At 69.6% G+C, this 25,319-nt stretch carries 24 protein-coding genes, 1 tRNA gene and 2 riboswitches; of the genes, 22 read left to right on the top strand and 3 right to left on the bottom strand.

From position 1 onward, the window contains the following. Positions 1-7: 7 nt before the first annotated feature. The 13 genes from folE (at position 8) to cls (ending at position 9,889) form a co-directional block, all read left to right on the top strand. Positions 8-577, top strand: coding sequence for a GTP cyclohydrolase I FolE (gene folE, locus E3T54_RS08995; RefSeq protein WP_134475386.1), 570 nt, complete (start codon positions 8-10; stop codon positions 575-577). Continuing rightward, positions 574-1,380, top strand: coding sequence for a dihydropteroate synthase (gene folP / locus E3T54_RS08990; RefSeq protein ID WP_092323475.1), 807 nt, complete (start codon positions 574-576; stop codon positions 1,378-1,380). The genes folE and folP overlap by 4 nt, the downstream gene beginning before the upstream one ends. Continuing rightward, on the top strand, positions 1,377-1,736 hold the full coding sequence (gene folB, locus E3T54_RS08985) for a dihydroneopterin aldolase (protein ID WP_092323474.1): 360 nt from the start codon (positions 1,377-1,379) through the stop codon (positions 1,734-1,736). The genes folP and folB overlap by 4 nt, the downstream gene beginning before the upstream one ends. Beyond that, positions 1,733-2,269, top strand: a complete 537-nt coding sequence (gene folK / locus E3T54_RS08980) for a 2-amino-4-hydroxy-6-hydroxymethyldihydropteridine diphosphokinase (protein WP_134475385.1) — start codon at positions 1,733-1,735, stop codon at positions 2,267-2,269. Before folB ends, folK begins: the two co-directional genes overlap by 4 nt. Further along, positions 2,266-2,766 carry a DUF3180 domain-containing protein gene (locus E3T54_RS08975; protein ID WP_134475384.1) on the top strand — a complete coding sequence of 167 codons (501 nt, stop codon included), beginning with the start codon at positions 2,266-2,268 and terminating at the stop codon, positions 2,764-2,766. The genes folK and E3T54_RS08975 overlap by 4 nt, the downstream gene beginning before the upstream one ends. Then, positions 2,759-3,256, top strand: a complete 498-nt coding sequence (locus tag E3T54_RS08970; protein ID WP_092323471.1) for a PH domain-containing protein — start codon at positions 2,759-2,761, stop codon at positions 3,254-3,256. The genes E3T54_RS08975 and E3T54_RS08970 overlap by 8 nt, the downstream gene beginning before the upstream one ends. After that, positions 3,253-4,797, top strand: a complete 1,545-nt coding sequence (locus E3T54_RS08965) for a PH domain-containing protein (RefSeq protein WP_134475383.1) — start codon at positions 3,253-3,255, stop codon at positions 4,795-4,797. The genes E3T54_RS08970 and E3T54_RS08965 overlap by 4 nt, the downstream gene beginning before the upstream one ends. After that, on the top strand, positions 4,794-5,534 hold the full coding sequence (locus tag E3T54_RS17085; RefSeq protein WP_092323469.1) for a Rossmann-like and DUF2520 domain-containing protein: 741 nt from the start codon (positions 4,794-4,796) through the stop codon (positions 5,532-5,534). Before E3T54_RS08965 ends, E3T54_RS17085 begins: the two co-directional genes overlap by 4 nt. Continuing rightward, on the top strand, positions 5,531-6,409 hold the full coding sequence (gene panC / locus E3T54_RS17080; protein ID WP_198414454.1) for a pantoate--beta-alanine ligase: 879 nt from the start codon (positions 5,531-5,533) through the stop codon (positions 6,407-6,409). The genes E3T54_RS17085 and panC overlap by 4 nt, the downstream gene beginning before the upstream one ends. Positions 6,410-6,465: 56 nt before the next feature. Next, a complete protein-coding gene (gene lysS, locus E3T54_RS08950; protein WP_134475382.1) occupies positions 6,466-7,992 on the top strand; it encodes a lysine--tRNA ligase in 1,527 nt (508 codons plus the stop codon). A gap of 7 nt (positions 7,993-7,999) precedes the next feature. Continuing rightward, positions 8,000-8,143: a hypothetical protein gene (locus E3T54_RS16785; RefSeq protein WP_166784453.1), complete on the top strand. Its 144-nt coding sequence runs from the start codon at positions 8,000-8,002 to the stop codon at positions 8,141-8,143. Positions 8,144-8,233: 90 nt separating this feature from the next. Then, on the top strand, positions 8,234-8,419 hold the full coding sequence (locus E3T54_RS08945) for a hypothetical protein (RefSeq protein WP_092323466.1): 186 nt from the start codon (positions 8,234-8,236) through the stop codon (positions 8,417-8,419). A gap of 6 nt (positions 8,420-8,425) precedes the next feature. After that, positions 8,426-9,889 carry a cardiolipin synthase gene (gene cls, locus E3T54_RS08940; protein WP_092323464.1) on the top strand — a complete coding sequence of 488 codons (1,464 nt, stop codon included), beginning with the start codon at positions 8,426-8,428 and terminating at the stop codon, positions 9,887-9,889. A gap of 11 nt (positions 9,890-9,900) precedes the next feature. Here cls and E3T54_RS08935 read toward each other — a convergent pair whose 3' ends face one another. After that, the gene (locus tag E3T54_RS08935) at positions 9,901-11,289 is read right to left on the bottom strand and encodes a hypothetical protein (RefSeq protein WP_134475381.1); all 1,389 of its coding nucleotides are present in this window, start codon (positions 11,287-11,289) and stop codon (positions 9,901-9,903) included. Between the two features lie 217 nt (positions 11,290-11,506). Between E3T54_RS08935 and E3T54_RS08930 the strand changes: the two genes are divergently transcribed. The 5 genes from E3T54_RS08930 (at position 11,507) to E3T54_RS08910 (ending at position 17,671) form a co-directional block, all read left to right on the top strand. After that, a complete protein-coding gene (locus E3T54_RS08930; RefSeq protein ID WP_092323461.1) occupies positions 11,507-14,032 on the top strand; it encodes an ATP-dependent Clp protease ATP-binding subunit in 2,526 nt (841 codons plus the stop codon). 142 nt (positions 14,033-14,174) lie between these two features. Further along, positions 14,175-14,702 carry an amino-acid N-acetyltransferase gene (locus E3T54_RS08925; protein ID WP_370255268.1) on the top strand — a complete coding sequence of 176 codons (528 nt, stop codon included), beginning with the start codon at positions 14,175-14,177 and terminating at the stop codon, positions 14,700-14,702. A 63-nt stretch (positions 14,703-14,765) separates the two neighbouring features. Beyond that, positions 14,766-15,404: a hypothetical protein gene (locus E3T54_RS08920; protein WP_134475379.1), complete on the top strand. Its 639-nt coding sequence runs from the start codon at positions 14,766-14,768 to the stop codon at positions 15,402-15,404. Positions 15,405-15,492: 88 nt separating this feature from the next. After that, positions 15,493-15,903 carry a dehydrogenase gene (locus E3T54_RS08915; RefSeq protein ID WP_241977143.1) on the top strand — a complete coding sequence of 137 codons (411 nt, stop codon included), beginning with the start codon at positions 15,493-15,495 and terminating at the stop codon, positions 15,901-15,903. Between the two features lie 181 nt (positions 15,904-16,084). Beyond that, entirely contained in the window at positions 16,085-17,671 is a 1,587-nt protein-coding gene (locus tag E3T54_RS08910) for a diguanylate cyclase (protein WP_134475378.1), read from the top strand. Here the strand turns inward: E3T54_RS08910 and radA are convergent. Further along, positions 17,668-19,029, bottom strand: coding sequence for a DNA repair protein RadA (radA, locus tag E3T54_RS08905; protein ID WP_134475377.1), 1,362 nt, complete (start codon positions 19,027-19,029; stop codon positions 17,668-17,670). The two genes, E3T54_RS08910 and radA, sit on opposite strands and share 4 nt — an antisense overlap. A 10-nt stretch (positions 19,030-19,039) precedes the next feature. Continuing rightward, on the bottom strand, positions 19,040-19,846 hold the full coding sequence (locus E3T54_RS08900; RefSeq protein WP_241977142.1) for an SGNH/GDSL hydrolase family protein: 807 nt from the start codon (positions 19,844-19,846) through the stop codon (positions 19,040-19,042). A 103-nt stretch (positions 19,847-19,949) separates the two neighbouring features. Here E3T54_RS08900 and E3T54_RS08895 point away from each other — a divergent pair. The 4 genes from E3T54_RS08895 (at position 19,950) to thiD (ending at position 25,309) form a co-directional block, all read left to right on the top strand. Then, positions 19,950-20,039, top strand: a tRNA-Ser gene (locus tag E3T54_RS08895). Between the two features lie 389 nt (positions 20,040-20,428). Then, positions 20,429-20,533, top strand: a riboswitch (TPP riboswitch). 202 nt (positions 20,534-20,735) lie between these two features. After that, the gene (locus E3T54_RS08890) at positions 20,736-21,287 is read left to right on the top strand and encodes an ECF transporter S component (RefSeq protein WP_134475375.1); all 552 of its coding nucleotides are present in this window, start codon (positions 20,736-20,738) and stop codon (positions 21,285-21,287) included. A gap of 55 nt (positions 21,288-21,342) precedes the next feature. Next, positions 21,343-23,658, top strand: a complete 2,316-nt coding sequence (locus E3T54_RS08885; RefSeq protein WP_166804871.1) for an ATP-binding cassette domain-containing protein — start codon at positions 21,343-21,345, stop codon at positions 23,656-23,658. 37 nt (positions 23,659-23,695) lie between these two features. Continuing rightward, positions 23,696-23,794, top strand: a riboswitch (TPP riboswitch). Continuing rightward, positions 23,786-25,309, top strand: coding sequence for a bifunctional hydroxymethylpyrimidine kinase/phosphomethylpyrimidine kinase (thiD, locus tag E3T54_RS08880; RefSeq protein WP_134475373.1), 1,524 nt, complete (start codon positions 23,786-23,788; stop codon positions 25,307-25,309). It overlaps the preceding riboswitch by 9 nt. Positions 25,310-25,319 lie beyond the last annotated feature (10 nt).

Below are 25,319 nucleotides of genomic sequence, written 5' to 3'. Positions count from 1 at the left end.
CCGCACTGTGGCAGTGGACAAGGCGCGCATCGAGGCCGCCGTCGCCGAGATCCTCGCTGCCATCGGGGAGGATCCGGCCCGGCCGGGCCTGGAGACGACGCCGCAGCGGGTCGCGGAGGCCTACGCTGAGATCTTTGCCGGGCTGGAGCAGGACCCGCTGGCGCCCCTGCGGGACACCATCCCGGTCGGACCGGACACGGGGGAACTTGTGCTCCTGCGCAACATCTCGTTCCGTTCCACCTGCGAGCACCACCTGCTTCCGTTCATCGGCACGGCCCACCTGGCTTACCTGCCGAGCGACCGCGTGGTCGGCCTCGGCCGGCTGCCCGCCGTCGTCGAGATCCTCGCGGCGCGCCCCCAGGTGCAGGAACGGCTGACCGAGGAGATCGCGGAGGCGCTGCAGGTCGGCCTGCGGCCCCGGGGAATCCTCGTCGTCCTCGATGCCGTCCACGGCTGCGTGAGCGCCAGGGGCCAGCGGCAGGTCGGCAGCTCGACCGTCACGATGGCATCCCGAGGCGAACTCACCGACCCGGTGGCCCGTGCCGAAATCATCGCGCTGATCGGAGCCGGAGGGTGACTCTGGTCATGGGGGTGCTCAACGTCACACCGGATTCCTTCAGCGACGGGGGCAGGTGGTCGAGCACGGACGCCGCCATCCGGCACGCCCTGACCCTCCAGGGCCAGGGCGCGGACATCATTGACGTCGGTGGTGAGTCCACCCGGCCCGGTGCGACCCGGGTGTCGCCCGCCGAGGAACAATCCCGGGTGATCCCGGTCATCACCGAGCTCACCCGTGCCGGAATCACGGTGAGCGTCGACACACTGAACTCGGAAACAGCCCTCGCCGCCGCGACGGCCGGCGCGAGCATCATCAACGACGTGTCCGGCGGCCTCGCCGACCCGGAGATGGCGTCCGTCGCGGCTCGCACGGGGTTGCGCTTCGTGGCGATGCACTGGCGGGGGCACGCCCACGAGATGGAGGCGCTGGCCTCCTACACGAACGTCGTCACCGACGTGCGGGACGAACTCGCAGAGCGGGTCGGCGCGCTCGTGCGAGCCGGCGTGGCCCGGGAGCGCATCCTGCTCGACCCCGGCCTCGGTTTCTCCAAGCGGCCCGAACACAACTGGCAGGTCCTCGCCCACCTCGCCGCTTTCGACGAGCTCGGCCTTCCGGTGCTCATCGGCGCCTCACGAAAGCGGTTCCTCGCCACGGCGCTCCCGGCCGACGCGCCCGTCCTCGCCCGCGACCTGCCGACCGCCGTGGTCAGCGTGCTGGCGGCCCAGGCCGGGGCGTGGGGGGTTCGCGTGCACGACGTTGCCGGCACGCGGGCGGCCTTGAACGTGCTCGCCCTCGCCGGTTCCGACAGAATGGTCCCATGAGCACCGACTCGATCATTCTCACCGGGCTGCGAGTCAACGCACACCACGGCGTCTACGAGTTCGAGAAGGAGAAAGGCCAGGATTTCGTCATCGACGTCACGGTCTGGCTGGACCTCGCCCGGGTGGGCGACGACGTCAGCCAGACGATCCACTATGGCGAGCTGGCCGTCGAGGTCACCGAAGCCGCAACACGCGACCCGGTCGACTTGATCGAAACCGTCGCCGAGCGGATCGCCGCCGTGGTGCTCGCCCACGAGGCGGCCGAGCGGGTGCAGGTGACGGTGCACAAGCCCGACGCGCCGATCTCGGTGCCGTTCACGGACGTCGCGGTGCGCATCGAGAGAACGCGCTCATGACCCCCGCGCCCGACGCGCCGGTATCCGTCGTGCTCGCCCTCGGCAGCAATCTCGGCGACCGCGCCGCGATCCTGGTCGACGCGGCGAGGGTCATCGCCGACCTCGAGAGGCTCGAAGTGGCCGGCGTCTCACCCGTCTTCGAGAGCGCCGCCGTGAAGCCGGACGGGGTGGACCCCGCCGCGCCGCCGTACCTCAACGCGGTGGTCACCGCACGCTACACCGGCGACCCGCACGAGCTGCTTGACGCGATCAACGGCATCGAGGACGCCCATGGCCGGGTGCGCACCGAGCGGTGGGGGGACCGCACCCTGGACATCGACATCATTGTCTTCGGCGAGCTGGAACTCTCCGACGACCGGCTCACGATTCCTCACCCCCGGGCCTGGCAGCGCGACTTCGTGCTCGCGCCGTGGCTTGCGCTCGACCCTGACGCCGCCATCCCGGGCCGCGGCCGCGTCGACGAGCTGCTCGCGGCGGCCGCGAGCAGCGTGCGTCGGCAGGGTAGCGCGCCGGGCTTGGACGGCCGGCCATGAAACGCAGTAGTCCCACCCCGCTGATCGCCCTCTGGCTGCTCGGCAGTGTCGTCGGCTTCCTCCTGGAAGTCACCGCGGCGGCATCCGGGGCGCCCATCCTCCTGCCGCCCCCGTCGATGGCCGCCACCCTCGCGGTGATCGGCATCATCGTGGTCGTGCTCGCCTGGCCGATCCGCCAGGCGACGAAAGCGACGATAGCGACGAAAGGTACCGTGAAGCGCCGCGTCGACCCCTTCAGGTCCATGCGGGTCGCGGTGCTCGCCAAGTCCTCCAGCTTCAGCGGCTCGCTCTTCCTCGGCGGCGGCCTCGGAGTCCTCTTGTACGTCCTTACCCGCACGGTGGTGCCGAACCTGTCCTCGCTGTGGCTCGCCATCGGCACGACAGTCGGCGCGGCCATTCTGCTCGCCGGCGGTCTCGTCGCCGAACACTTCTGCACCCTCCCGCCGGACAAACCGGAAGACGAGCGGCAGGAAGAGGCCGGAGGGCTCCATGCCTGACCAGTCCGGGCGCCTCGACCTCGCCGCCGGCGCCGGCTGGCAGCGCGTCTCCCCCCGCTATGTGGTGGTGGAGATCGTCGGCACGATCGTCGGCGGACTCCTCGCCTGCGCCGCGGCGGCTGCGCTCTGGCTGATGTTCGAGTTTCAGTGGGCGTTGTACGCGGGTGCCGGCGTGGCCGTGATCGCCCTGGTGACCCTGATCCTCGAGCCGCGCCGGGTCCGATCCATCGGCTACCAGCTGCGTCAGGACGACCTCCTGTTCCGCCGCGGCATCATGTTCCAGCGATTCGTGGCAGTGCCGTACGGTCGGATGCAGCTGGTCGACATCACGCGCGGCCCGGTCGCCCGCTGGCTGGGCCTGGCCGATCTCAAACTCGTGACCGCGGCGGCGACAACCGGCGTCGCGATCCCCGGCCTCACCGAGGAAGACGCGGAGAGCCTCCGCGATCGGCTCGTCGACCTGGCCGAAAGCCGCCGGGCCGGACTGTGAGCTCGCTGGCCGACGGCGAGTGGCATCGACTCCACCCGGCGACTCCGCTCCTCCGCGGGGGCATCTTCGTTTTCGCGGCCATCGGATTCATCCTGGCGAACCTGCGCGAACGCGTACTCGACGTCGTCTTCGGCATCCCGGTCGGCAGCGCCGATCCGCTGGAGGAGATCTACCGCCGCGGGTCGGTCGGCTGGGCCCTGCTCGCCGTGGCCGGCGCTCTCGTCGTCATCCTGATCGCGTTCTCGCTCAGTTGGCGGGCGCACACCTTCCGGGTGAACGACGAGATCGTCGAGGTGCGCAGCGGGATCGTCTTCCGGAGCAACCGCAAGGCGCGGCTCGACCGGATCCAGGGCGTCAACATCGAACGCCCCCTCATCCCGCGGCTGTTCGGCGCCGCCAAGCTCGAAGTGAGCGTCGCCGGGCAGGACGCCAATGTCCCGCTGGCGTACCTCGGCTCGGCCCGGGCGGACGAGCTCCGCCGCGACATCCTGCGCCTCGCGTCCGGCGCCCGCCGACCCGCCGCGGAGTCCGTCGAGCCTGCTCGGGAGCCGGGCGAGGGCCCCTCGGAACCCGGGGTGACGGTGGGCGGCTTCGCCCGCGACCGCGTCGTCGAGTTCCTGGCGCCGGAGCTCGACCCGGATGCCGCCCCGCCGGAGTCCGTCGTGCGGATCCCTCCCGCCAGGCTGTTCGGTTCGATCGTGCTCAGCGGCTTCACCGTCTTCCTCCTCGTCGGGGTCATCGCGCTCGCGGTCGGCGGCGCAATCGGCAGCAGCGGGTGGCTGCAGATCGCGATCGTTCCCGCCCTGATCGGCAGCGCGGGGTACTTCCTCTCCCGGCTGACCAGGTCGCTGCGCTTCAGCATCGCGGGCACCCCGGACGGCGTGCGGGTGGGCTTCGGCCTCCTCTCCACGAGCAACGAGACCCTTCCGCCGGGTCGGGTCCACGCGATCGGGATCTCGCAACCGCTGCTCTGGCGGCCCTTCGGCTGGTGGCAGGTGCGGATCAACAAGGCCGGCCGTTCCGTGAGCCAGGGCGCTGCCGGCGAGGCCGGCACCACGGTGCTGCCGGTCGGCACCGCAGCCGACGTCGCCAGGGTGCTCGAACTCATCCTTCCCGGGTACACCGGCGAGGAGCAGGGCGCCGTGATCGAGAGCGGGATGCACTCGAGGGGCGGCAGCGACGGCTTCATCAATGCCCCGCGGCGCGCCGCCTGGCTGCGGCCGTTCTCCTGGCGGCGCACCGGGTACACGCTCTCCGCCGGCGCAGTGGTGCTCCGCCGCGGGATCGTCTCCCGCGAACTCATCCTCGTGCCGCTGGCCCGGCTGCAGAGCGTGCGCATCGACCAGGGACCGGTGAGGCGGATGCTCGGCCTCGCGTCCGCACGCCTGCACACCGTGGCCGGCCCCGTGTCGGCATCCCTCGCCGTCGTCGATGCCGAGGAGGCGGTGCGTCTGTTCGAGGCGGTCGCGGCGGGCGCGGTCAGCTGCGCCACCTCCGACACCAGCCATCGCTGGAACCACCCGACAGGAGTCTTCGAATGACCCAACGCCCCGGACGACTCGGAGTCGGCATCATCGGCGCCGGCCGCGTCGGCCCCATCCTCGGCGCGGCCCTGGCCGGCGCCGGCCATGCCATCGTCGGCATTTCCGCCATCTCGCAGGAGAGCCGCGACCGGGCGGAAGCGATTCTCCCGCTCGTGCCGATCCTGACCGTGCCGCAGATCGTCGAGCGCAGCGAGCTCGTGATCATCGCCGTGCCGGACGCCCAGCTCGAAAGCCTCATCGCGGGCCTCGCGGCCACGGACACCTGGCAGCCGGGGCAGCTCGTGCTGCACACCTCGGCGCGATTCGGCACGGCCGTCCTCGCCCCTGCCCGGGCGGGCGGCGCCATCCCGCTGGCGATCCACCCGGCCATGACCTTCACCGGAACGAGCATCGACATCGCGCGCCTGGCCGACAGCTACTTCGCCGTGACGGCCCCGACTCCGGTGCTGCCGATCGCGCAGGCGCTCGTCGTGGAGATGGGCGGCGAACCCGTGGTCGTCTCCGAAGGGGACCGGCCGAGCTACGCCGAGGCGGTGGAGACCGCGACCGCGTTCTCGACCGCGATCGTCGAGCAGGCTACGCGCATACTGGAGGGGATCGGAATCGAACGGCCGGGCGCGGTCATCGCACCGCTCGTTCGGTCCGCCATCGAGAATGCGCTGGCGCGCACGAGCCCCGACACCCTCGACCTGTCCGATTTCAGCCCCGATCCGAACTACCCGGAGGACGAGTGAGCCTGCCCATACCAGAGGTGATCGGCACGATCGCCGAGCTCCGCGACCGACTCAGCCTCACGACGCAGAACTTCGCCGTGGCCGGAGCCGATACCCGGGTGGTGCTGGTGCCGACCATGGGCGCCCTGCACGCCGGCCACCTGGCCCTCGCCCGTCGGGCCCGCGAACTGGGCGACACTGTGGTCGTATCGGTCTTCGTGAACCCGCTGCAGTTCGGTGCCGGCGAAGACCTCGACCAGTATCCGCGCACGCTCGACGCGGACGTGTCAGCCCTGGCCGAGCTGGGGGTGCCCTACGTGTTCGCTCCGACCGCGCAGGAGATGTACCCGGACGGCGCGGCCGAGACGCGGGTGGGCGCCGGGCCCGTCGGGTCGCTCTACGAGGGCGCCGCACGGCCGGGACACTTCGACGGGATGCTCACGGTCGTCGCCAAGCTGATCAACATCGTCGATCCCGACGCCGTCGTGTTCGGGCAGAAGGACGCGCAGCAGGTTCACCTGATCGAACGGATGGTCGCCGAGCTCAACTTCCGGGCGTCCGTCGATGTGGTGCCGACGGTGCGTGAGGAGGGCGGCCTGGCTCTCTCCAGCCGCAATCAGTACCTCGACCCCGTGCAGCGGGAGAGCGCCCGCTCGCTCTCGGCCGGCCTCGCCGCGGCGGCATCCGTCGCCTCCCAGGGCGCCCCGGCCGCGCTCGCCGCCGCGCACGCGGTCATCGACGCCCAACCACTCGTTAAGCTTGACTATCTCGTTGTCGTGCACCCGCAGACCTTCCTTCCGGTCGACGACGACTACCGCGGGCCGGCCAGGATGCTGGTTGCCGCGCTGGTCGGCACCACCAGGCTCATCGACAACGTCCCCCTCGACATCACCTAACCACCACCACTGCCGACCGGCCGGGCCCCGCCCGTGCCGCAGGCCGACGGAGAACCATGAGCGAGCACCACGACGCAGCCCCTGCGGTCAGCACCGACGAGATCACCGACGAAATCACCGAGCAGAAGGCCGTGCGCCTGGCCAAGCGCGAGCGGTTGAACGCCGCCGCGACGGGCCCCGGCGGCGGCGCGTACCCGGTCTCGGTGCCCGTGACCGACACCATCCCGGCCGTGCGCGCGCGCTACGGCGAGCTCGAAGCGGATGCCACAACCGGCGTCACGGTCGGCCTCGCCGGCCGGATCGTGCACCTGCGCAACACCGGCAAGCTGTGCTTCGCGAGCCTGCAGGCCGGCGACGGCAGCCGGATCCAGGCCATGGTCTCGCTCGGCGAGGTGGGGGAGGCCTCGCTGGCCGACTGGAAGGACCTCGTCGACCTGGGCGACCACGTCTTCGTCTCCGGCGAGGTGATCTCCTCCCGCCGCGGCGAGCTGTCGATCATGGTCACCGAGTGGCAGGTCGCAGCCAAGGCCGTGCTGCCGTTGCCGAACCTGCACAGCGAGCTGAGCGAGGAGACCCGGGTGCGCAGCCGCTACCTCGACCTCATCGCCAGGGAGCAGGCCCGCCGCAACGTGGTGCAGCGCTCGCAGGCCGTGGCCAGCCTCCGGGCGACGTTCACCGCGCGCGACTTCATCGAGATCGAGACGCCGATGCTGCAGGTCATGCACGGCGGAGCATCCGCCCGCCCGTTCGCCACCCACAGCAACGCGTTCGACACCGAGTTGTTCCTGCGCATCGCGCCGGAGCTCTTCCTCAAGCGCGCCGTCGTCGGCGGTATCGACCGCGTCTACGAAATCAACCGCAACTTCCGCAACGAGGGCGCCGACTCCACGCACTCGCCGGAGTTCTCGATGCTCGAGGCGTACGAGGCGTACGGCGACTACAACTCGATCGCGGACCTGACGCAGACCCTGATCCAGGATGCCGCGTTCGCGATCTCCGGTTCGCACGTCGTGGCCTGGGCCGACGGCACCGAGTTCGACCTCGGCGGCGACTGGGACCGGATCAGCATGTACGACAGCCTCTCCGCAGCGGTGGGTGTCGCGATCTCCCCGGAGACGTCGATCGCCCAGCTCAAGGCCCTCGCCGACCGCGAGGGTGTCGACATTGACCACCCCATCCACGGCAAGTACGTCGAGGAGCTGTGGGAGCACTTCGTCAAGGGCGGGCTCACCCGCCCCACGTTCGTGATGGACTTCCCCGTCGACACGAGCCCGCTGGTGCGCGGCCACCGCAGCATCGCCGGAGTCGTGGAGAAGTGGGACCTGTACGTGCGCGGCTTCGAGCTGGCAACCGGCTACTCCGAGCTCGTCGACCCGGTCGTGCAGCGGGAGCGATTCGTCGAGCAGGCCAGGCTGGCCGCCGGCGGCGACCCCGAAGCGATGCGCCTCGACGAGGAGTTCCTGCGCGCGCTGGAATACGGCATGCCCCCGACCGGCGGTATGGGGATGGGCATCGACCGGCTGCTGATGGCCCTGACCGGCCTCGGCATCCGGGAGACAATCCTGTTCCCGCTAGTGAAGTGAGATTCTGATGAGCTATCTGCCCAAGGACGAGCTGAAGCCGGAAGACGGCAAAAAGGGGCCGTCGACGAACCGGATCATCGTCTGGGTGGTCGTCAGCGGCGTCGGCCTCTACCTGATCGTTTCCGGCGTCTACGGGATCCTGACCAAGTAACGACGACACCCCGCGAACCCGCAGTTGTTCGCGTTATAGCGACGTTTTAGCGCGCACAACTGCGTTTTCGCGGGGTACCCTAGGAGGACTATGGATGATTTCTGGGCCAACGCACTGGGGTCGCTCGCGCCCACCGTTTTGATCGGACTCGTTTTCTGGTTCGTGATGCGCGCCATCATCCATGCCGACCGCACCGAACGGAAGGCCTACGCGCAGATCGAAGCCGAAGAGCGCGCCAAACTCGGCCTCGCCTCGCACGACAAACCCGCCAACTAGGCCCGCATGCCCGACATCAACGGCACGACAATCATCGTCGCGCTGGCCGTGCTCGTGGACTTCGTCATCCGCGTCATCGCCATCATCGTCGTGCCCCGCAATCGCCGGCCCACCTCGGGCATGGCCTGGCTGCTCGCCATCTTCTTCCTCCCCTACATCGGCATTCTGCTTTTCCTCCTGATCGGCTACCGCACCCTGCCCAGGCGGCGCCTGGCCATGCAGGCGGAAATCAACCAGTTCATCATCGACAGCACCGACGGCATGGAACTGGTGCGGCGCGACCATGTGTGGCCGACCTGGCTGGAATCCGTTGTCGAGCTGAACCGCAACCTGGGCGCCATGCCGCTCGTCGGAGACAACACCGCCCGGCTGCTCGGCGACTACGAGGCCACATTCGCCGCGATGGTCAGCGACATCGACAAGGCCCGCAAGTACGTCAACGTCGAGTTCTACATCCTCGCCCTCGATCCCACCACCGCGCCGTTCTTCGACTCGCTCAAGCGGGCCGTCGACCGGGGCGTCACCGTGCGCGTGCTGATGGACCACATCCAATCCAAGCGCCAGGTCGGCTACAAGGAAACCATCCGCTGGCTCACCGAGGCCGGTGTCGAATGGGAGCTGATGCTGCCGCTGCAGCCGCTCAAGGGGAAGTGGCAGCGGCCCGACCTGCGCAACCACCGCAAGCTGCTGATCGTGGACGGCACGGTCGGGTTCATGGGATCGCAGAACATCATCGACCGCACCTACAACGCGCCCCGGAACATCCGGCGCGGGCTCAAGTGGAAAGACCTGATGACCCGCCTCGAGGGGCCGATTGTCGCCGGGCTCAACGCGATCTTCATCACCGACTGGTACAGCGAAACGAACGACCTGCTGACCCGGGAAATCCACCCGGTGCGGCAGCAACCACTGTCCCAGGCGCTGGACTGCCAGCTCGTGCCCAGCGGGCCCGGCTTCGTGCGCGAGAACAACCTCCGGCTGTTCCTGGCCCTGCTCTACTACGCACAGGAACGCATCATCATCACCAGCCCGTACTTCGTGCCGGACGAGTCGATCATGTACGCGATCACGACGGCCACGCAGCGGGGGCTGCATGTCGAGTTGTTCGTCTCCGAGATCGGCGACCAGGCGCTCGTCCACCACGCCCAGCGCTCGTACTACGAGGAGTTACTGCGCGCCGGAGTGCACGTCTACCTCTACAAGGCGCCCTACGTGCTGCACGCCAAGCACTTCACGATCGATGACGACGTCGCGGTGATCGGGTCCAGCAACATGGACATGCGATCGTTCAGCCTCAACTTCGAGATCTCGCTCATGGTGCGCGGCAAGTCGTTCGTTCAGGAAATGCGCTCAGTGGAAGACGGCTACCGGGCCGACAGCCGCGAACTCACCCTTGAGGAGTGGATGCGGCAGCCGCTGCGCTCCACCGTGCTCGACAATCTCGCCCGGCTGACCTCCGCCGTCCAGTAGCGGGCGGCCGCTCAGCCGCGGGCGTCGGGTGGGCCCGGGGTGAGGATCGGCTCCGCGGCCCCGGGGGCCGCCGTGACCGGCACGTACGGCTCCACCGGCGGGCGCCGCAGCACCTCGAGCAGCAGGATGACAATCAGGGCCAGGACGGCGGTCCACAGGATGATGGCGGGCGTCAACGGCCGTACGAACAGCGCCACCGCGCCGGCCGCAAGCGCCACCGCGATCCGCACGTAACGGCTCGCCCGGTGCAGCCACTCGCCGAAGGGACCGGTGCTCACCCCGCTGCTCTCCATCGAGGCGCGAATGCGCGCGGCCGTGCCCGTGGCGAACCGGCGCACGACGGTTGCTCCGCGGAACGGGCCCGCGAGGTAGCCGACCACGGCGACCGTGCCGCCGACCAGGCCGATCGACAGCGCGGAACCGGTGATGAAGGGCGTGGCGGCGTCGTAGAGCGACTCGGCCACCCCCTTCGGTATGTACGCCGGCGAGACGGCGCCCAGGAAGAGGATGCGACCGATCACGATGCCGGCGCGCAGGAGCACCATCGCGAGGGCGAGGCTGAGGCCGGCCCAGATCAAGGCCCGGGTCCGGCGCCGGGCGACGATGACGCCGGCTGCGAGGAGCAGGACGCTGGCCCAGGGGAGTACGAAGCCGAGGATGTTGAGGAGCTGGTAGGCCGTGCGTACCTGCACCAGCGCATCCGACTGGGCGATCGGAATGGTGCGGTCGACCTCGGGGATCCTCTCGGCCAGCGTGAAACCCCGCGCGACGAGTTGCTTCTTGACCGCGCCCAGGACGGGCGCCAGCTGGATGCCCACTTCGCCGGCCTCGCCGATCACCAGGGCAGCCGACTCGTCGCCTTGCAGGGCTGCCACGAGCTGGCTGTGGCTGACCCGCAGCGCCTCCTCCCAGACCCGCGCGAAGGCCTCGGGGGTGACGACCTTCTCGGCCGCCCTGCGGATGAGGGAGCGGACGCCCGCCACGGCAGGTTGCTCGAGCAGCCGGAGTGCGGCTTCGGCGCGGGGCGGAAGGTCGAGCGCCGAGAGCCCGTCGAAGAGGTCGGACGTGACCGTTTCGAAGTCCACCTGTCTTTCGATCGCCACGACGATCTCGTCGACGAGGAATGCCTGAAAGGCGGGGTCTTCGGCGAGCGGGGCGAGGGTCGCCACAAAGCGGGAGGTGTCCGTGACCTCCGCCTTCGTCCAGAACGCGACCACCGCGACGGGCGCGAGCAGGGCCCCCAGCGCAATCAGCAGAATGGCGAAGAACCCGCGAACCCTGCCCCGCGCTCGCGTGCGGGGCCGCGCCGCGAGCGCCCCGGATTCCACCTGTCCCCGGACGCGGGCGTTCTCTGCGGTCAGGCGGGGGATCTCATGCTCGGGGTTCTCGGTGCGATTCATCGCAGCACTCTCGCGCTTGCCCCACGCTTCGTCGCGCCATTATTTGCGTGGGTACGGCTGCTCGCAAGGGCAGACGGGGCCCGCGGCCGACCGTGGCCTCGGCTCCGCGCGAGCGTCATCCGTCACGCCTAGGGCGAACAAGCGCCTGCAACCCAGTTTCGCTGGTTACTCTCGATGTATCGGCGCCACAACTGCCCCTGGCGCCAAGGGAGTAATCATGTTCGAGAGATTCACCGACCGAGCTCGTCGCGTCGTCGTTTTGGCCCAGGAAGAGGCCAAGATGCTCAACCACAATTACATCGGCACCGAGCACATCCTGCTCGGGCTGATCCACGAGGGTGAAGGCGTCGCCGCGAAGGCCCTCGAGAGCCTGGGCATTTCGCTCGACGCCGTGCGCGAGCAGGTGCAGGACATCATCGGCCAGGGCCAGCAGCAGCCGACCGGGCACATCCCGTTCACGCCGCGCGCCAAGAAGGTGCTCGAGCTCAGCCTCCGCGAGGCGCTGCAGCTCGGCCACAACTACATCGGCACCGAGCACATCCTGCTCGGCCTCATCCGCGAGGGCGAAGGCGTTGCCGCCCAGGTGCTGGTCAAACTCGGCGCCGACCTCAACCGGGTGCGCCAGCAGGTCATCCAGCTCCTCTCCGGCTACCAGGGCAAGGAGCAGGTGCAGGTGGGTGCCAACGAGCAGCCGGCCGGCGCCGCGGGCAGCCAGATCCTCGACCAGTTCGGCCGCAACCTCACCCAGTCCGCACGCGACAACAAGCTCGACCCGGTCATCGGACGCGAGAAGGAAATCGAGCGGGTCATGCAGATCCTCTCCCGTCGCACCAAGAACAACCCCGTGCTGATCGGTGAACCCGGCGTCGGCAAGACAGCCGTGGTCGAGGGCCTCGCCCAGGCCATCGTCAAGGGCGATGTCCCGGAGACGCTGAAGGACAAGCAGCTCTACTCGCTCGACCTCGGTTCGCTCATCGCCGGCAGCCGCTACCGCGGTGACTTCGAGGAGCGCCTGAAGAAGGTCACCAAGGAGATCCGCACCCGCGGCGACATCATCGTCTTCATCGACGAGATCCACACCCTCGTCGGTGCGGGAGCCGCCGAGGGCGCGATCGACGCGGCCTCCATCCTCAAGCCGCTGCTCGCCCGCGGTGAGTTGCAGACCATCGGCGCGACCACGCTCGATGAGTACCGCAAGCACTTCGAGAAGGATGCCGCCCTCGAGCGTCGCTTCCAGCCGATCCAGGTCAACGAGCCGTCGTTGCCGCACACGATCAATATCCTCAAGGGGCTGCGCGACCGGTACGAGGCGCACCACAAGGTGTCCATCACCGACGGCGCCCTCGTGGCCGCCGCGAACCTCGCCGACCGCTACGTCTCCGACCGCTTCCTGCCGGACAAGGCCATCGACCTGATCGACGAGGCCGGCGCACGCCTCCGCCTCTCGATCCTGTCGAGCCCGCCCGAGCTGCGCGAATTCGACGAGAAGATCGCCGTGGTCCGTGCCGCCAAGGAAACCGCCATCGAGGAACAGGACTTCGAGAAGGCCGCAAGCCTGCGCGACGAGGAGAAAAACCTCCTCGGCGAGCGTCTGCGCCTCGAGAAGAAGTGGAAGTCGGGCGACGTCAAGACGACCGCGGTCGTCGACGAGGGCCTGATCGCCGAGGTTCTCGCGCAGGCCACCGGCATCCCGGTCTTCAAGCTCACCGAGGAAGAGTCCTCGCGGCTCGTCTTCATGGAGAAGGCCCTGCACCAGCGCGTCATCGGCCAGGAGGAGGCCATCTCGGCCCTCGCCAAGACGATCCGTCGCACCCGCGCCGGCCTGAAGGACCCGAAGCGCCCGAGCGGTTCGTTCATCTTCGCCGGCCCCACCGGCGTCGGCAAGACCGAGCTGGCCAAGGCGCTCGCCGAGTTCCTGTTCGACGACGAGGCCGCCATGATCTCGCTCGACATGAGCGAGTACGGCGAGAAGCACACCGTCTCCCGGCTGTTCGGTGCCCCTCCCGGGTTCGTCGGTTTCGAAGAGGGCGGGCAGCTCACCGAGAAGGTGCGCCGCAAGCCGTTCAGCGTGGTGCTGTTCGACGAGATCGAGAAGGCACACCCGGACATCTTCAACTCGCTCCTCCAGATTCTGGAAGAGGGCCGGCTGACGGATGGCCAGGGTCGCGTCGTCGACTTCAAGAACACCGTGATCATCATGACGACCAACCTCGGCACGAAGGACATCAGCGGCGGACCCGTCGGTTTCCAGCTTGAGGGCGACACCTCGACGGGCTACGACCGGATGGCCGGCAAGGTGAAGGAAGAGCTGAAGAAGAACTTCAAGCCCGAGTTCCTCAACCGCGTCGACGAGATCATCGTCTTCCCTCAGCTGTCCAAGCCGGAACTGCTGCAGATCGTGGACCTGTTCATCAAGCGCCTGAGCGACCGCCTGCTCGACCGCGACATGACCGTCGAGCTCACCCTCCCCGCCAAGGAGCGGCTGATCGAGGTCGGCTTCGACCCCGCGCTCGGCGCCCGGCCGCTGCGCCGCGCGGTGCAGCACGAAATCGAGGACCGCTTGTCGGAGAAAATCCTGCAGGGCGAGCTCAATGCGGGCGACCACGTGCACGTGGACTTCCAGGCCGGCGAGTTCGTCTTCACGACGACTGTGCGCGAGTCGGCCGTCGGGATCGGCGTCAACGCGACCGCCAGCATTGGCACCGGGTCGGGCACACCCGACCTCGCGGTGACCAGCGAGTAGTCCGGCACCCGGGGCAACTCACGGGAAGGGGCCCGGCGGAGCAATCCGCCGGGCCCCTTCGGCTTTCGTCATGAGGGCGGGGGAGCGGAGCGGAATCCGTAGACTGGACGTTCCGGGTGAGAACGACGAGAGAGGGCCGAGCGTGCCAGCGCAGGACCACGCAGTGCAGGGCTACTCGGTGCGCCGGGCGCGCACCAGTGATGTGCCGCGCATCCAGGCGCTCGTCGAGCCGCTCATCCAGGAGGGCATCCTGCTCGGTAAAGACCGGGTCGTCTTCTACGAAGCCGTCCAGGAATTCCGGGTGGCCGAGGACGCCGAGGGGCGCCTCATCGGCTGCGGCGCCCTGCACGTGATGTGGGAGGACCTCGCCGAGGTGCGCACCCTGGCCGTGTCGGCGGACTGGCTCGGCCACGGCGTCGGCCACGCGCTGCTGGACCGCCTCGAGGCGGATGCCCGCGAACTCGGCCTGAGCCGTCTGTTCTGCCTGACCTTCGAGGTGCCGTTCTTCAGCCGGCACGGTTTCGTCGACATGGGCTCCGAGACCGTCGATCCCGCCGTGTACGCCGAACTCGTGCGATCACACGATGAGGGCGTCGCGGAATTCCTCGACCTCGCGCGGGTCAAGCCGAACACGCTCGGCAACACCCGCATGGTCAAGCGTCTGGCCTGAACCATTCCGCCGACACGCACGCCATTACCGGGCAGCGGCGCGCCGGCTCGTTAACCTTGGGGCATGTCGACGACAAAGAACCCCGGTGGTCGCCAGTCCAGCACCGTGTACCGGCGCCGCCGCCTCATGGTGGGGCTGGGCCTGCTGGCCGTGCTCGTCATCATCGTCCTCATCATCGTGAAGCCCGGTTCCAGCCGCGGCGAACCGGTCGACCCCACGCCGCCGGCCGCGTCCGCTTCCGCCCCCGCGACGGATGCCGCGCCGAAGCCGACCCCGGAACCCGCGGTCGCGGGCGCCCCCTGCGTTGCCGCCCATGTGCAGGTCGAAGCGATTACCGATGCGGTCAAGTATGAGCCGGGCAAGTTGCCCCAGCTCTCCCTGAGTGTCACCAACACCGGCGACACCTCCTGCACCATCAACGCCGGAACCTCCAAGCAGGTCTTCACGATCTCGAGCGGCAAGGACGTTTACTGGACATCCACCGACTGCCAGCAGGACTCGGCCGACCAGGCGGTCCTGCTCGAGCCCGGCGACCCGATCAGCTCGACCACGCCTGTCGTCTGGCAGCGTGTGCGCTCGGCGAAGGACACCTGCGACGCGGCCACCCGCGACGCGGCGCCGGCCGGTGGTGCGTCGTACCACCTGCGGGTCAGCGTCGACGGAATCGAATCCGAGACGCCGAAGCAGTTCCTGCTGTACTGAGGTCCGTGCCGCTGCACCGAGCGATCGTTCGCTCACGGCAGGTGCTTTCGCTTGGACCTGCAGCGGCGCCGGCTGGTTGAATGGATTGGTGACCGAACCCACTCCTCCCACCCGCTCCGAGCCCCTCGCCGCGGCCCTCGCCGCGCAGGACGTCGTCGCCGTGGCCTACGCCCTGCGCAACGACGTGATCATCGTTCCGCAACTCGTCGTCAACGGTCGGGCCGAGCAGGTTCGGGTCTTCGGCCGCGAAGGCTCGGACAAGCGGATGCTGCTGCTCTTCTCGTCGACCGAGAACTACGCCCGGATGCTGCCGGACGACCCCGACCCTCGGGTCATGGTCGGCGACGCGCAGTGGCTGCGCGAGTTCCTCACCGTGCACGAGCAGACGCTTGAAATGGTGTTCTTCGACATCGCCGGTCCGCATGTGATGCAGGCCGCCCCGGCGGACCTGATGCGGGCGCTCGGACCGCTCCCCGCGGAAGGCGAGGGCGGGGAATAATCGCCCCCACGGGTGGGGACCGCGTTGGGTCTGTACCCACTAGGCTGACTTTCGATAGCGTCGAACCTCTCTCTGAGAGGGTCTCGGTCTGCGGAATCTGCGCCGGGGTCACGTACCTGTCTGAGAGTGGGCCGCAGTGGTGGGGACCGGGGACGATCCTGTCGACGCTCGTCTCGCGAGCGTGGAACGCCAGTTCTGGATCGACCGGGACGTTGCGCTGCACGCCGCGGAGGAGTGGCTCGGGCAACTCGGCGACGGAGAGCACGGGGCGACCTCTCGTCGCCTGCGCGTTCTGATCGCGGCCGTGCGAATCCACCGCACGGATCCCAGCCCGAGCGCCATCGATGTGCAACAGATTCTGGGCTGGGCCGAACAGCATGGCGAAGTCGCCCTGCAGTCCCGCTGCCACGACGTCCTCGGTTCGGTTTTCGAGATGGTTGGCGACCGGGCGTTGGCGCTGGAGCACGCCGTCGCCGCGAACGACCTCCTCGCCGAGTCGGAGATTCCGCTGATGCGAGCGGCCGCCCGAAAATGCCTCGCCGACGCGCTCGGGTCGGCGGGCTCCCTGGATGAGGCCAGGAGGCGATATGACGATGCGCTGAAACTCGTCATCGACGACCCGGAAACCAACATCCGGTACATCATCCTCAACAACCTGGCCTACACGGAACACCTGGCCCACAACAACGTCGAGGCACTCGCCACGGTCGAACGCCTGGTTGGCCTCTCGGAGCTGAGCGACCGCCAAATCGGGATGTCCGCGCGCGACACCATCGCCCGGGTGTACATGGCCGCCGGCCGGCTCCCCGAGGCGGAGACGATGCTGATCCCGGCCCTGGACGCGGCGTTCAGCGATGCGCACCCGGACAGCTCGGCGGCGGCCCTGGTGGCCCTGACGCAGCTTTACCGCACGCAGGGGCGCCTGGACCAGGCACAGGTCGTCATCGACCGGTGCCGCGACCTCGCCCAGCGCAACGGCCTGATTCGGTGGACGACGGAGGCGGCGCGCGAGCAGGCCGAGGTCTACGCGGCGCAGGAGAATTACCGGGCGGCCTTCGAGGCCTATCGGACCTATCACGAGCAGTCCGTTGCGCTCGGCGCCAGCGAGAATGAGGCCAAGGGTCGCATTCTCGAGGCCATGTTCCAGACGGCGGAATCGCGCCGAGAAAGCGAGCGCTATCGGGAACTGGCCGAACGCGATCCCCTCACCGGCCTGCACAACCGGAGGTTCGTCGACGAGCACCTCGGCGGAGCCCTGCTGCAGCTGCGGGAGGGCGGGCCGTCCCTCGCGATCGCGATGATCGACCTGGACCATTTCAAACGCGTCAACGACACGCTCTCCCACGGGGTCGGCGACGAGGTGCTGCGAACACTCGGCCGCCTCCTGGCCGAAGCCGTGGAGCCCGTCGCCGGCGGCATCGCGGCACGCCTGGGCGGGGAGGAGTTCCTGTTGATCCTCCCCGAGACCGACGCGGCGAGGGCCTACAAACTCTCCGAGGACCTGTGTCGCACGATCGCGACCTATGATTGGCCGCCGATCACGCACGGCCTCCCGGTGACGGCCAGCATCGGCGTCGCCCTGGCGCCGGCCGACGGCGAGCAGAACTCCGACTTGCTGCGCACCGCCGACCTGCGACTGTATGTGGCCAAGCGCAATGGGCGCAATCGCGTCGTGCACTCGGCAGCCATTTCGAGCTTCATCGGGGATGAAAGCGCGGCCGTCCCCGAGGCTGTGCCGCTCGGATCCCTGGTGGCGGCGTCGGTCTAGAAGGCCCGGTCGAGCTCGGCCTCGCGGTCGGGCACGCCGGTTGCCAGCGCCTGGCCGACGGCGGTGGCGATCGAGCCGCTGGCGACGTCGATGCGGGTCGTGAAGCCCAGCCGCACGCCCTCGCCGGCGCGCTGCGTCGCCGCGGAGACGGCGCGGATCTCGCCGGCCAGGCTGATCTCCCCGAACGCGGCCACGGTGTGCGAGATCGGACGGTCCTTCACCGCCGACGCGATGGCCAGGGCGATCGCCAGGTCGGCGGCAGGCTCGGTGAGACGGATGCCGCCGACCGTCGACACGTAGACATCCATTCCGCCCAGTTGCAGGCCGGCGCGTTTCTCGAGCACGGCCAGGAGCATGGCCACCCGTGAGGGGTCGACGCCGTTCGTCACCCGCCGAGGGTTCGGAGCCTGGCTCGCCACGACGAGGGCCTGCACCTGGACGGGCATCGCCCGACGACCCTCGAGGGCGACCGTCACGCAGGTGCCGGAGACCGGATCGGTGCCTCGGCTGAGGAAGAGCCCGCTCGGGTCGGGCACCTCGGCGATCCCGTCGCCGGTCATCTCGAAGCAGCCCACTTCGTCGGTGGGCCCGAACCGGTTCTTGAGGGCGCGCACGAATCGCAGCGCGCTCGGCCGATCGCCCTCGAACTGGCAGACCACGTCGACCAGGTGTTCGAGCAGCCGCGGCCCCGCGATCGAGCCGTCCTTGGTCACATGGCCCACGAGCAGGATGGGCAGGTTGCGGTCCTTGGCCACGCGAATGAGGGTGGATGCCACCTCCCGCACCTGGCTGGGCATGCCCGCGAGGCCGTCGGAGAGCGAACTGGCGACCGTCTGCACCGAGTCGACGATGACGAGGTCGGGCTTCACCGCGTCGATCTGGCCGAGGATGGTGGCGAGGTCGGTCTCGGCGGCGATGTACAGCTCGGGCTGGAGCGCGCCGGTGCGTTCGGCCCGGAGGCGCACCTGGCTCACGGACTCCTCGGCGCTCACGTAGAGCACGCGGGACTTGGCGGCCGCCGCCTTCGACGCGACCTCGAGCAGGAGCGTGGACTTGCCGACGCCGGGCTCACCGCTCAGCAGGATCACCGAGCCGGGAACGATGCCGCCGCCGAGCACCCGGTCGAATTCGTTGATGCCGGTGGGCCAGTGCGCGACCGAGGTCGTGTCGACGTGCGTGATGGGCCGGGCGATGCCGTCGCCGGTTACCGTCGTCGGCTTGACGGAGCGGCCGATCCCGGCCTTCTCTGCGGCGTCGAGAACGGTGCCCCACTGCTGGCACTCGCCGCAGCGACCCGCCCATTTCGGGGTGGTCCAGCCGCACTCTGTGCAGCGGAAAGTCGAGAGGGGCTTGGCCATGCCAGCGAGCCTAGCCGGGGCCACCGACGCCGGGTTGCGCGTCGGCGCTGGCCTGGGGAATCCGACGCGCGATGTCGGCGCTGAGTTCGGGCAGGAACGCTTCGGCCCAGACCCGGTAGCCGCGGTCGTTGGGGTGGAAGAAGTCGTTTGCGAACTGGGTGGCGACGCTCCGCAGGCCCTGCCGTTTGGTCGTCGTGTGCAGCGGAACGACGCTCAGCCCGAACTCCGCCGCCACGCCGCGCAGGATGCCGTTGGCCACGGCCACCTTGCGCTCGTTGTGGGGCAGGTGGAAGCACGGCAGGTCGGCGACGATCGCATGGGCGGGGAGGGCTGAGAAGATCTGCCGGATCCCGGTCTCGAAGAGCGTGGCATCCCACAGCGCGATGTCGTTTGCTCCGATGGCGATCGTGACAACGTCGGGGTCGAGTTTCACGAAGCGCGGCAGCTGGTCGCGCACGGCCAGGTGCACGGTGGCGCCGGACACGCTGAGGTTGATCACCCGCACGGTGCGCTCGGTGCTCAGGCGGATGTGATCGGCCAGGATCCCGACGTACCCCCGGTTGGGCTTGCTCGCGCCGATGCCCTGCGCCGCGCTGTCACCGATGGCGACGTAGAGCAGCTCGCCCTTCTCCTTGGCGTGATCCCTCCACCACTGCGAGTGGATCGGCAGGGTCTCGTTCAGCACTGCCGCGTTCTCGGCCAGCCGGAGGCGGAACTTCTTGTAGTTGAACGTGGCGGCAGCACCGATTCCTGCCGCCGCAGCCACGGTGCCGGCGGTCAGGACGAGGGAGCGGAGTCGCTGGTTCAGGGATATCACCCGCCGAGAATACAACCCTGCTCTGGGCATCCGCTGATTGGCGGCTGGGCGCGTGCTCGCGCGGATTCGCGCCGGGACGTCCGACTCAACTACAATCGACCCCGGTACCGTGTCCGAGCGGCCGAAGGTGCAACTCTCGAAAAGTTGTGTGGGGGAGACTCCACCGTGGGTTCAAATCCCACCGGTACCGCCACGGGGTTGTTCCTGCAACTGGCTGATTCTGTTCCGGGAACTCGTCCCAAAACGAATGGCCTCCGAGGTTTCGGAGGCCATTCGTCGTTCCGGATACGGGGAGCGGATGATCTTCAAGCTTGTCCGCTGGCCCGCGTAAATTCCGCACCTTTTGCAGAACCGGGCTATAGCTTCAGCGGCCAGGGCTATCTCAGCCGGCTGAGGCCGGTCCGGCATCATCCCAGCCGGGGCTGTCCAGCGTCTCGCGGTTTGCCGGTGGACTTCCCCGCACGAGGTTGCTCGTTTTTCTGCGTACATCGACCACCGAGGGTGCGGCTGACTCGGGCACGTCACATAGTGAAATGCGCCGCACGGCCGGTCCCGTCGCGCGAGTGCCCATGTAACATCATCGGTGAACGACAGGGGAGCGCTTCACTGCGCTGAGAGTGCGGGAAGCCGCAGACCCTCGAACCTGCTCCGGTTAGCACCGGCGAAGGGAGTCGGGAAATCTCACGTGCCTTCGTGCCGTGCCCCGCCGGGCTTGCCCGGGCGAGCGCGGCCTGAGGGAACGTCCCCGCGGAATCCACGGGAACAGGAACAACATGACTACGCAAGACACGACGTTCGGGACGCATCGTCGCCCGGTGCACCCAAGAGCACCATACTCGCCTCCGGCCGGCTGACCGCCTGGCGCGGGGTCGACCTGATCACCGCCGCCATGCTCGCCGTGGCGTTCGGTGTCGCCTTCTGGGGATTCGACACGTTCGTCTACCCGCTGCTCAGCGTCGTGACCGTCGGCTTTCCCCCGGCGGGTGAGCTCTCGCTCGGCGTCTGGCTGATCCCTGCCGTCGTCGGCGGACTGGTCATCCGGCGCCCAGGCGCCGCGCTCTTCACCGAGCTCGTCGCGGCCAATGTCGAGCTATTGCTGGGCAACGGGTGGGGAGTCGCCGTGCTCCTGTCCGGACTGCTGCAGGGCCTCGGCGTCGAGCTGGTGCTCGCCCTGGTTCGCTGGCGGCGCTTTGGCGCCGCAACGGCCGTGCTCGGCGGCGTCGCCGCCGCGATCCTGGAAATCGTCGGCTACGAATGGTGGGCGTACACGGCCGATTACTCCCCGGCATGGAAGCTCGCCTACCTCGCCTGCGGTGTCGCGTCCGGCGCCCTGATCGCGGGCCTCGGCGGCCTGGCACTCGTGCGGGCGCTCGCCCGCTCCGGTGCCCTCAATGCCTTCCCTGCCGGCCAGGAATTCCGTGAGTCCCGCGCGACCCGCTGACCGGCCCGCGCCCGCCGCTCCGCCGCACCGCCCGCCGCGCGCGCGCGGAGCGCGGGTGGAGGTGCACGAGCTGACCTGGCGCCCGTTCGGGCGTGCAACGCCGGTCCTGCACGACGTGACCCTGCAGATCGAGGAGGGGCAGCGCATCCTGCTGGCCGGACCGAGCGGCTCCGGTAAGTCGACCCTGCTGCGCGCGCTGGCCGGCGTGCTCACCACGACGGATGCCGGCGACCTCGCCGGATCGATCGGCGTCGACGGCCGGGACCCGCACCTGCATGGCGCCCCGGCCGGGCTGCTCGTGCAGGACCCGGCGGACGCGATGGTCGCCCCTCGAGTGGGACGCGAGGTGGCCTTCTGCCCGGAGAACGCCGGCCTGCCCCTGGAGCAGATCTGGACCGCGGTGCAGCAGGCGCTGGACGCGGTCGGGTTCCCCTATGGCCCGGACCATCCGGTGGACGCGGTGTCCGGCGGCGAGGCGCAACGCCTCGCGCTCGCCGGCGTGCTCGCACTGGGCCCCCGGCTCGTGCTGCTCGACGAACCCACCTCGATGCTCGACCGCTCGGCCGCGGACACGGTGCGCGCGGCGATCTGGGTGGCGGGCCGCGCCTCGGGCGCCACGATGGTGCTGGTCGAACACCACCTCGACCCCTGGCTCGACGAGGTCGACCGGGTGATCATCCTGGACGCCGACGGACGAATCAGCGCAGACGGCACCGTTGCGGAGACGCTGCTGGAGCGCGGCGCGGCGCCGGCATTGCAGGGTGTCTGGGCTCCGGGCCTCCCGGCCCCTGTTCCCCGCGGGTTGCCTCCGGAGTTGTGCCTTCCGGCTTTGCCGGGCGGGCCGGTCGGTTCGGTTGTGATCCGGGCGGATGCCGTCGGCGTGGTCCGCCGTCCGCGCGCCGGGCTTGCGTCGCCCGGGGGCCAGGCCGTGCCTGCCTCGGTGCAGGCGCTCTCGCGCGTCGACGCCAGCGTTCGTTCCGGCGAGGTCCTGGCAATCGTCGGCGTCAGCGGAGCAGGCAAGTCGACGCTCACTGCGCTGCTGGCCGGCCTCGAGCTGCCCACCTCCGGGACGGTGAGCGCGGGACGGGAGCTGGCCGCCGGCGTCGGCCCGCACCCGGCCCGGTGGTCGTCCACGGACCTCGCACGTCGTGTCGGCTGGGTGCCGCAACATGCCGAACTCGCCGTGGTCGCCCGCACGGTCCTGAATGATGTGCTGAGCACGAGCCGGGCGCTCGGCCTGGACGAAAAGGCGTCCGCGCAGCGAGCCGACGGCCTGATCGAGGCGCTCGGCCTGTCGGCGCTGCGGGACGCCGACCCGCACGAGCTCTCCGGTGGCGAGCTCCGGCGGCTTGCGCTCGCCGGAGCGCTCGCCCACGGGCCGTCGGTGCTGGTGCTCGACGAGCCGACGGTCGGGCAGGACCGTGACACCTGGGCTGCCGTGACCGGGCTGATCCTGTCCGCCCGGGCCGCCGGCGTCGCCGTCGTCGTCGCCACCCACGATCCTCTGCTCATCGCACTGGCCGACCGAAGGATCCACCTCGAGCACGGCAGGGGGGCGTTGACGGATGCCGCGGCGACGCCGGTCGGGGCATCCGCCGTGGCCGAGGGCAGCGGCGACGCGCACACACCGGCACCTGTGCCCCGCCGCCGGCCCCGCCCCACCGGCCTCGCGAGACGCTGTGGGCCGTTGTCGCTGCTCGGGTCATCCCTGTTGCTGATCGTCGGCGGGCTGGCCATCACCGATGTCCGTGTGGCCGCGGCGTGCGTCGCGGTCGAGTTGCTCCTGGCTCCGCTGGTCTTCGGCTGGGCTCGTCCGTCCGTCCGGCTGATCCCCGGGTTGCTCGCCGTCGCATCCGTGGGGTTCTCGAATTGGCTGCTCAGCACGGGACAGGACCCGCTGGCGGGCGTCACGGCCGGCCTGCGGGTGGCCTTCTTCGTGCTGCCCGGAGTTCTGCTCGCGGGCTCCGCGGATCCGTTCGCGCTCGGTGACCACCTCGCCCAGCGACTCCGGCTGCCCGCGCGACCCGTTGTCGCGGCCGTCGCCGCGCTGCAACGCTTCGAGGGCCTGGGCCGGCAGTGGGACCAGCTGCGCCGCATCCGGCGGGTGCGGGGACTGGACGCCGGGCGTGGACCGAGCACCAGGAGCCGGCAAGCGGCGGCCATGACCTTCGCCCTGCTGGTGCAGTCGCTGCGCCAGGCGGGCCGGATGGCCGTGGCAATGGAGGCGCGCGGCTTCTCGGCCGGCCGCAGCGCAGGCGTCCGCCGGACCTGGGCCGAGCCCGCACCCTGGCTGCCGGCTGACTCCGCTCTGCTCGCCCTGGGGCTCATCGTGGCCGGCACGCCGATCCTGCTCCAGGCCGCCTGGCCGTAATCCGCGCCGCTCCCGGGGAACGGTCTTGTAGGCTTTCCAGATTGACACGGGGTGCTCCGCCGGATGCGGGAGCTGAGATGAAACCCGTTGAACCTGTCTAGTTAGCACTAGCGAAGGGATGTCGCAGATGAACACGCACGCCGCCCCAGGCCTCGAGTTGAGAGCCACGCCGAGGGTGCTGAGCATCGCCGGGACCGATCCGACGGGCGGCGCGGGCATCCAGGCCGACCTGAAGAGCATCGCCGCGAACGGCGGCTACGGGATGGCCGTGGTCACCGCCCTCGTGGCGCAGAACACGTGCGGGGTACGCGCCGTGCACACTCCCCCGGTGGAGTTCCTCCGGCAACAGTTGGACGCGGTGAGCGAGGACGTGTCGATCGATGCGGTCAAGATCGGGATGCTGGCAGACGTCGCAGTCATCCGGGAGGTGCGGTCCTGGCTGGAGGCCAACCGCCCACCGCTCGTCGTGCTCGACCCGGTCATGGTGGCCACCAGCGGCGACCGGCTGCTGGAGCCCTCCGCGGAGCAGGCCCTGCGGAATCTGGTGCCGCTCGTCGACCTGGTCACGCCCAACCTGCCGGAGCTGGCCGTGCTGCTGGGGGAGCCGCCGGCCGAAAACTGGTCGGAGGCGGTGGAGCAGGCCCGGCGCCTGTCGGCGGCGACCGGGGTCACTGTGCTGGTCAAGGGGGGACACCTCACCGGCGAGAGCTGCCCCGACGCCCTGGTCAACAGCCACGGGCTGTTGGCGGACACCGTGGTGGAGTTCGCCTTGCCCCGGGTGGAGACGAGCAACACGCACGGCACCGGCTGTTCGCTGTCCTCCGCCATGGCCACGGTGCAGGCGCGGACCGGGGACTGGGCCGACTCGCTGGCGCAGGTCAAGGCCTGGCTGCACGACGCCCTGGTGCACGCGGACGACCTGGAGGTCGGCGCAGGCAACGGGCCGATCCACCACTTCCACCGGCTCTTCGCCGGGAAGGCTCCGGTCGGGCAGGAATTCAGCCGGAGTCTCTGGCAGGACATCGAACCCACCCGGACGGCCATCTTCGACCTGCCGTTCATCGAGGCGCTCGGCGACGGGACCCTCGACGAAGCGGAGTTCTCCTACTACCTGGCGCAGGATGCGCTCTACCTGAACACCTACTCGCGCGTGCTTGCCCGGGCCAGCGCCCTGGCCCCGACCGAGTCCGCCCAGCTGTTCTGGGCCAACTCCGCCCGGGTGTGCCTGGAAGTTGAATCAGACCTGCACCGCACCTGGCTGGGCGCTGACACCGCGCCGCGGAAACTCGGCCCCGTCACCAAGGGCTACCTGGACCACCTGTTGGCCGCCAGCGTGCAGGGCAGCTATGCGGTCCTGGTGGCCGCGATCCTGCCGTGCTACTGGCTCTACGCGGACGTGGGCGACCGGCTCCATGCCCGGTTCCTTGCTCGCGGCGACGGCAGCGTGCACCCCTACGCGGCGTGGCTCGAGACCTACGCCGACGAGGGTTTCGCCGCGGCCACCCGGCAGGCCATCGCCTTCACCGACGAGGCGGCGGGCAACGCCTCGGCCCAGGAGCGAGCGGCCATGAGAACGGCGTTTGCCCAGTCCTCGCGGTGCGAGCTGGACTTCTTCGACGCGCCCCGGCTGCATGCGGGCGCCTCGTCATGAGAGCGGACGA

This window comes from Cryobacterium sp. Sr8 (assembly GCF_004403225.1).
Taxonomy (GTDB): domain Bacteria; phylum Actinomycetota; class Actinomycetes; order Actinomycetales; family Microbacteriaceae; genus Cryobacterium; species Cryobacterium psychrotolerans.
Note: the sequence above shows the minus strand (reverse complement) of the source record. Positions and strands in the feature narration are given on the sequence as shown.